Origin of the sequence: Mycobacterium sp., from assembly GCF_049683935.1 — a bacterium.
GTDB lineage: Bacteria > Actinomycetota > Actinomycetes > Mycobacteriales > Mycobacteriaceae > Mycobacterium.
Genome location: NZ_JBAUJR010000106.1, coordinates 1 through 6,916, shown reverse-complemented (window position 1 = coordinate 6,916; position 6,916 = coordinate 1). Strand labels below are relative to the sequence as shown.

6 protein-coding genes and 1 pseudogene are annotated in these 6,916 nt (G+C 66.4%); 2 read left to right on the top strand and 5 right to left on the bottom strand.

The annotated features are described in order from the left end of the window. Both WA965_RS05850 and WA965_RS05845 read right to left on the bottom strand, forming a co-directional pair. Positions 1-736 (bottom strand): coiled-coil domain-containing protein (locus tag WA965_RS05850; protein ID WP_526447230.1); only part of this gene is annotated, 736 nt, incomplete at its 3' end. Between the two features lie 153 nt (positions 737-889). Next, the gene (locus WA965_RS05845; protein WP_526295082.1) at positions 890-1,510 is read right to left on the bottom strand and encodes a TetR/AcrR family transcriptional regulator; all 621 of its coding nucleotides are present in this window, start codon (positions 1,508-1,510) and stop codon (positions 890-892) included. Between the two features lie 97 nt (positions 1,511-1,607). Here WA965_RS05845 and WA965_RS05840 point away from each other — a divergent pair, with 97 nt between their 5' ends. After that, a complete protein-coding gene (locus tag WA965_RS05840; protein ID WP_526295084.1) occupies positions 1,608-2,351 on the top strand; it encodes an SDR family NAD(P)-dependent oxidoreductase in 744 nt (247 codons plus the stop codon). A 28-nt stretch (positions 2,352-2,379) separates the two neighbouring features. On the opposite strand, the gene ppk2 is transcribed toward WA965_RS05840, so the two are convergent. The 3 genes from ppk2 to WA965_RS05825 are packed head-to-tail and all read right to left on the bottom strand — an operon-like array spanning position 2,380 to position 6,439. Continuing rightward, the gene (gene ppk2, locus WA965_RS05835) at positions 2,380-3,207 is read right to left on the bottom strand and encodes a polyphosphate kinase 2 (RefSeq protein WP_526295086.1); all 828 of its coding nucleotides are present in this window, start codon (positions 3,205-3,207) and stop codon (positions 2,380-2,382) included. A gap of 9 nt (positions 3,208-3,216) precedes the next feature. Beyond that, positions 3,217-4,971, bottom strand: coding sequence for a BCCT family transporter (locus WA965_RS05830; protein ID WP_526295088.1), 1,755 nt, complete (start codon positions 4,969-4,971; stop codon positions 3,217-3,219). Between the two features lie 58 nt (positions 4,972-5,029). Beyond that, complete coding sequence (locus tag WA965_RS05825; protein ID WP_526447228.1) at positions 5,030-6,439, bottom strand: WS/DGAT/MGAT family O-acyltransferase; 1,410 nt, start codon at positions 6,437-6,439, stop codon at positions 5,030-5,032. A gap of 173 nt (positions 6,440-6,612) precedes the next feature. On the opposite strand from WA965_RS05825, the pseudogene WA965_RS05820 reads away from it, so the two are divergent. After that, positions 6,613-6,916 (top strand): annotated as a pseudogene (locus WA965_RS05820) (Rv3235 family protein); the annotation flags it as partial.

Below are 6,916 nucleotides of genomic sequence, written 5' to 3'. Positions count from 1 at the left end.
CCACGATGGTGTTGGGCTGCAATCCGACCTCGGACGCGACACCGACGGGCAACGCCTCCGGGATGTCCGCCCCAGCGCCCGGCATCACCGCCGCCGCGTTGTCGATCACCGCTTGCTGTCGCGGCGTCAGGGCCCCGTACTGCGCCTCCGCGTCGGCGATCTGACGCAGCAGTTCACTCCACTTGGCCTGTAGGTCCGCGCGCACCGCGGCGGCCTGCTCGGCCGCGGTGCGGGCCTCGGCGGCCGATCGCTCCGAGTCCTTTGCAGCGGTGGTGGCCCGCTCGCTCGCCGATCGGAAGGCCTTCAGCTGATCGGTTGTCTCGGCGGCGACCGTGCGTTGCAGCGACAGTTGGTCGATCAGCTGTTGCGGGGAGGCGGCGGTCAGCACCGCCGCCATCTGACCGCTGCGGCCGCTCATGTAGTCCATCGCCGCTATCCGGTCGACCGCAGCCTGTCGCGGCTGCAGCTCGGCGTTCGCGATCGCGAGTGCCTGCTGGTCGGCTCGATGGCGGTCTTCGGCCGCTGTCTGGTCGGCCAGCCGGGCATCAGCGTCGCGCTGGGCAGCGGTGACGGCCTCACGGGTCTGCACCGCCTGCTGGGACAACTCGTTGAGCTTGGCCAGCGCGTCAGCCGCGGGGTCGGCGTTCACGGCGCCCATCGACATCACCAGGACCAGGACCGCAGCTGCCGCTGAACCGCTGACCATCCGCCGAAGTGAATGGCGCGCCCGGGTCATTCGGATTGTCACGATCCTTCGCTGTCGGGACCGATCGGCCCGGCCATCAGTTCTCGGACAGGCTACGAACTGCGATCGAGGATGTCCACTCGTCCGAAGAGTCAGTCCAGGTGCCGGTCGACGTCCATCCGCTGATGGAGGATTTGCACCGCGTCAAGCCGCAAGCAAACTCGCGAGCCCCGCCAGCGCCACGTCGACGACGCCGTCCAGCTTCGCCTGCGGCACTCCTGCGGCGGCATGCACCGCGACCCCCTGTCCGACCGTCACGGCGTACCCCGCCAGGGCTGCGGCGTTGATGCCCGACTCGGGTCGGGACGCGTCCGTCGTCCTGGCAAGGGCCTTCGCCACCGCGTCTTCGAGGCCCTGGCGATAGTCGGCGAGCAGTTGCGGGATGTGCGCGTTGTTCGGCGCACAGGCAAGCCCGCCCTGGATGGACAGACATCCCCGAGGCACGTCGCCTGAACGGGTCGCGGCCGTCACCGTGGAGCGCAGGTAGGACTCGAGGACCTCGTAGGCGGTGGACTGCGCCAGCACCGTATCCAGGTGTGCGTGATACGCGCGGCCGTATCGCGCCAGGGCGCGCACGAAGAGTTCTTCTTTGCTGCCAAAGACGGCGTACAGGCTCGGCTTGTTGATGCCCATCGCCTGGGTGAGTTCCGTCAACGAGGCGCCCTCGTATCCGAGACGCCAGAACACGTCGATCGCACGATCGAGCGCCTGACTCTCGTCGAAGGCACGTGGTCGGCCTCCGGCGGTCCGTTGCCCTGCGTCCATGAGCGTGATCCTAGCCCGGTGAACACCAAGTCCTACCGAACGGTACAAAACTGATACGCTCGGCATGCAACCGATCGGTACAAAACTGGAGGATCACGTGTCATCTCTGACAGGCAAGACCGCACTCGTCACCGGAGCAACATCCGGAATCGGCCTCGCCGCGGCTCGGGCTCTCGCGCAGCAGGGGGCCTACGTCTTCCTCGTGGGTCGCCGCGAAGACGCCCTCGAAGAGGCTGTCGCCGGCATCGGGGCCGGTCAGGCGAGCTTCATCCGAGCCGACGTGGCGGAGCAGTCCGACCTCGACCGCGTCGCATCAACCATCGAGGCCACAGGACGCACGCTCGACATCCTCTTCGCCAATGCAGGTATCGCCGAGGTCGCGACACTCGGGAACCTCACCTGGGAGCACTACGCCACGACGTTCAACACCAACGTCGGCGGCATCATCTTCACCGTGCAGACCGTCCTTCCGCTGCTCCGCGAAGGCTCGTCGGTGATTCTGTGCGGCTCCAGCGGCGATGTGAAGGCCTCTCCCGGAACAAGCGTCTATGCCGCATCCAAGACCGCGCTCCGGTCCCTGGCGCGCAGTTGGGCCGCAGAACTCGTCGACCGGAAGATCCGTGTCAACGTCGTCGCGCCCGGACTCACGCAGACACCGGGTCTGATCGATCTCATGTCCGGTTCCGACGAGGCCCTCGCAGACCTGACCTCCACCGTGCCGATGAAGCGCCGCGCCCAACCGGAGGAGATCGCGAGCGTGGTCACCTTCCTGGCCTCCGACGGCAGCACCTTCATGACCGGGTCAGAGGTGTACGTCGACGGTGGAGCCAGTCAGTTCTGACGCGTGACGCCTGTCGAAGGTGGCGCCGCTACTCGGGGTCGCCAATCAGAGTTGCGACGTAGTCGTCCACGTAGGTCGACAGCTCCCGTGGCGGGCGTCGGTAGTCACCGCTGAGAACCGGCTTCTTCGGCAGGGCGACCTTAGGCGGGTCGACGTCGTAGTAGTCGATGGTCGACAGCAGGTGCGCGATCATGTTCAGCCGCGCGTGCTTCTTGATGTCGGATTCGACGATGTACCAAGGGCTCAACGGTGTGTCGGTGTGCACCATCATCTGGTCCTTGGCCCGCGAGTAGTCCTCCCAGCGGTAGACCGACTCCAGGTCCATCGGGCTGAGTTTCCACTGCCGCATCGGGTCCTTGAGCCGGGACCGGAACCGGCGAAGCTGTTCGTCATCGGACACCGAGAACCAGTATTTACGCAGCAGCACACCGTCTTCGATCAGCATCTGCTCGAAAATCGGTGTCTGGCGCAGGAATAGCGTGTGCTCGGCCGGGGTGCAGAAGCCCATGACCTTCTCCACGCCGGCACGGTTGTACCAGGACCGGTCGAACAACACGATCTCGCCCCTGGCGGGCAGGTGGGCGATGTAGCGCTGGTAGTACCACTCCCCCCGTTCGCGGTCCGACGGCGCCGGAAGCGCCGCGATCCGGGCGATGCGTGGGCTGAGGTACTCGGTGATCCGTTTGATCGTCCCGCCCTTGCCTGCGGCGTCGCGACCCTCGAAGACGATGACGACCCGAGTACCGGTGTCTCGGACCCACTCCTGCAGCTTCACCAATTCCGTTTGGAGACGGAACAGTTCGGCCTCGTAGATGTCTTTGGCGATCTTGTTCCCGCCCGATTTCTTCTTACCCACCGGGCAATCCTAGAGCGGTTTCGACGACGGTTCCTGTCCGTCGCAGTTGGGGTCCTTCTCCACGGAGATGACGAAGTCGTCGCCGTGCTGGGTGACCCCGGTGATCACCGCGCTGTTGACGGCCTCGGCGGCATATTCGCGCCGGACCACCTTCGGGTCACGCCGCAGATCCTTCACCAATGCCACCGCCATGGCCACCATCACGAGCAGGAACGGCAGGGCCGCGATGATGGTGATCGTCTGCAAGCCCGTCAACGCGTCCGAACCGCCGACCAGGAGCATCACCGCGGCGACCGCGCCGGTGGCCACACCCCAGAAGATGACCGTGCCGCGACTGGGATGGATGGTGCCGCGTTGGGACAGCGATCCCATGACGATCGAGGCCGCGTCCGCACCGGAGACGAAGAAGATGGCGACCAGGATCATCACGATCACACTGGCGACGGTCGCGATGGGGTACTGGTCGAGGAGCGTGAACAACTGCTGTTCGACCCCACCTTCACCGGCCAGATCGGTGCCCCCCTGTTGGGCGTTGATCGCCGCGCCACCGAACACCGCGAACCACACCAGCGACACCAGGCTCGGCACCAGCAACACACCGGCGACGAACTGACGGATGGTGCGCCCCCGCGATATCCGGGCGATGAACATGCCGACGAACGGCGTCCACGACACCCACCATGCCCAGTAGAAGATCGTCCAGGACTGCAGCCAGGCGTTGACGTCGGCACCCTCGGCGCCGGTGCGCGCCGACATCATGTTCAGATCGGCGAAGTAGCTACCCAACGCAGTCGGCAGCAGGTTGAGGATGAAAACCGTTGGACCGACCACGAATACGAACAGCGCGAGCGTCAGGGCCAGCACCATGTTGATGTTGGACAGCCACTGGATGCCGCGGGCGATCCCGGACACGGCGGACAGCACAAAAGCCACCGTGAGGACCGCGATGATGACGACCAGGATCGTGTTGCCGGTCTCGCCGATGCCTCCGACGATCTGCAGGCCGCTGCGGATCTGCAGCGCGCCCAGCCCGAGCGAGGCCGCCGAGCCGAACAGCGTGGCGAAGATCGCCAGCATGTCGATGACCTTGCCCCACGGCCCGTTCGCCCGGTCGCCCAGGAGCGGCTCGAACGCTGCGCTGATCAACTGGCGACGGCCTTTGCGGTACACGCCGTAGGCGATCGACAGGCCGACGACGCAGTAGATCGCCCACGGGTGCAGCGTCCAGTGGAACAGCGTGGTGGCCATCGCGTTCTGCACAGCCTCGGTATTGCCTGCGGCACCGGTGCCCGGCGGCGGCGTGGTGAAGTGTGACAGTGGCTCGGCGACCCCGAAGAACATCAGACCGATGCCCATGCCGGCGCTGAACATCATGGCGACCCACGAGATCCCGTTGAACTCGGGGGTTTCGTCATCACGGCCCAGCGGAATGGTGCCGTAGCGGCCGAGCGCCAGGTAAAGCACGAAGACGACGAACCCGGTGCCGGTGAGCACGAACAGCCAGCCGGTCTGGTTCATCACCCAGGTCAGGGCGCCGCCGGACGCCGTCGCCAACGTGTCGGTGCTGACGAATCCCCAGACCAGGAAGCCGATCGCGAATACTGCGGTGACACCAAAAACCACCCAGTCGATGCCGCGGGACCGGGTGATCGAGGCTTCTTCGACGGGGATGTCGAGCACCGGGTGCGGGGGCGGCCCGACAGCGGTCTGGTCGGTACCAGCGTCCGGAATCGCGGTTATTTTGCGATCTGATATGTCAGCCATTCTGGACATTCGACTCCGGCGGCGGTCACCCGTCAATTCCAGCAGCGCTACGAACGCGTCACTTCGCGGCTTCCAACAGTTCATCCAGCGATTCGCGCAGCAGGCTCGGGAGCATGTCGACATCGCTCATCGCGTCGCGGTCGGCGTTGATGCCGAAGTACAGCATGCCGTTGTAGGAGGTGATCCCGATCGCCAGGACCTGGTTGTGCAGCAGGGGCGGCACCGCGTAGGTCTCCAGCAGCTTGGTCCCGGCGATGTACATCTGCTTCTGGGCGCCGGGGACATTAGTGATCAGCAGGTTGAACTGGCGGGCCGAGAAACTGGTCGCGACGCGGATGCCCATGGCGTGCAGCGTCGGCGGACCGAAGCCGGTCAGCGTGACGATCGTCCGGGCGTCGACCAGGCTGCCCGCGGTGGGGTGCGCCTCGGTGGCGTGCGCGATCTGCGACAACCGCACCACCGGGTTGGCCTCCCCGACAGGAAGATCCACCAGAAACGGCGACACCTCGCTGATCGCCTGACCGGGACCGGTCGAATCGAGGTCGGCCTCCGGGTACACCGACATCGGAGCCATCGCGCGCACCGTCGTCGTCGCGCCCACCGGTTCCCCCCGGGACAGCAGCCAGTTGCGCAACGCCCCGGCGACCACTGCGAGCACCACATCGTTGACGTCGCAGTCGTAACGGGCCCGCACCAGGCGGAAGTCCTCGAGACTGCCCGAGGCCACCGAGAAGCGCCGATTGCGCGACACGGTCGCGTTCAGCGGACTGCGCGGCGCGGTGCCACGCGCGACGGTGCGGGCCACCCCGGCGGCCCGACGCCCCAGGTCCATCAGCTGACTGGTATTGGTCACGGCGTCGGTGACCGCGACGCGCGCCGCAGTCGCCTGCGCGGTGGGCCGGGTGACCCATTCACCGAGCGCGCCGAGGAGCAGTTGGCGATCGTTGGGTTCGCGTCCGGGAATCCAGATGTCCTCGCCGAACTCGGGCGGCTTCTGGGTCCGGTCGGCGATCACATGGCCGATCTCGAGTGCGGTCATCCCGTTGACCAGTGCCTGGTGGGATTTGGTGTAGATCGCGAGCCGGTTTTTGGCGAGGCCCTCGACCAGGTACATCTCCCACAGCGGACGGGACTTGTCCAGCGGCCGGGAACCCAGCCTGGCGACGAGGTCGTGCAATTGGGTGTCGCTGCCCGGGGACGGCAACGCCGAGCGCCGGACGTGGTAGGTGATGTCGAAGTCGCGGTCGTCGACCCAGACGGGCCGGGCCAGTCCGAACGGCACCTCCTGCACCTTCTGCCGGTAGCGCGGGATCTGCGGCAGCCGCCGTTCCACGGTGTTGAGCAGGGTTTCGTAGCTCAGCCCGTTGCGGGGCTTGCGCAGGATGGACAGCGACCCGACGTACATCGGGGTGGCCGAGTTCTCCAACCGGAAGAAGGAGGCATCCGACGCCGACAACCTCGTCACCACGCGGCGCCGCCCTCCGTTCGATCACCCGACAGAAACACTGACACGTTATCTACAGAATCTGTGACTGCGCTCAACGGGTGCGCCGAGGGCCCTCGCGCGCGTGGGATCATGGACCCGTCTGCGACTCTCCAGCGGATGCCTTTTGTGTCGTGCCCGATCGCTGGAGAGCCCTCATGACCGCATCGCTGATCCCATTGGAACCCTCGCTGCAGTGGGCGACCTCGCCGATCGTCGACTACGAACCCACACCCGAAGCACTCGGACGGTGGCCGGAGCCGAGCTGCCCGGCGCCGACAACCGAAGCGCTGCATCGTCGCTCGCCGCGTCCGCCGCCTCGGCAAACCCCGTTGCACCTGTGTGAGCCGCCACCTCCGAAATCGGCGGTGGTGTTCGCCGAGACCGCGCTGCGCCAGGTCATCGAGGTCATCGACCGGCGCAGGCCGGTCGCCCAGTTGCGGCCGCTGCTCGCGCCGGCAC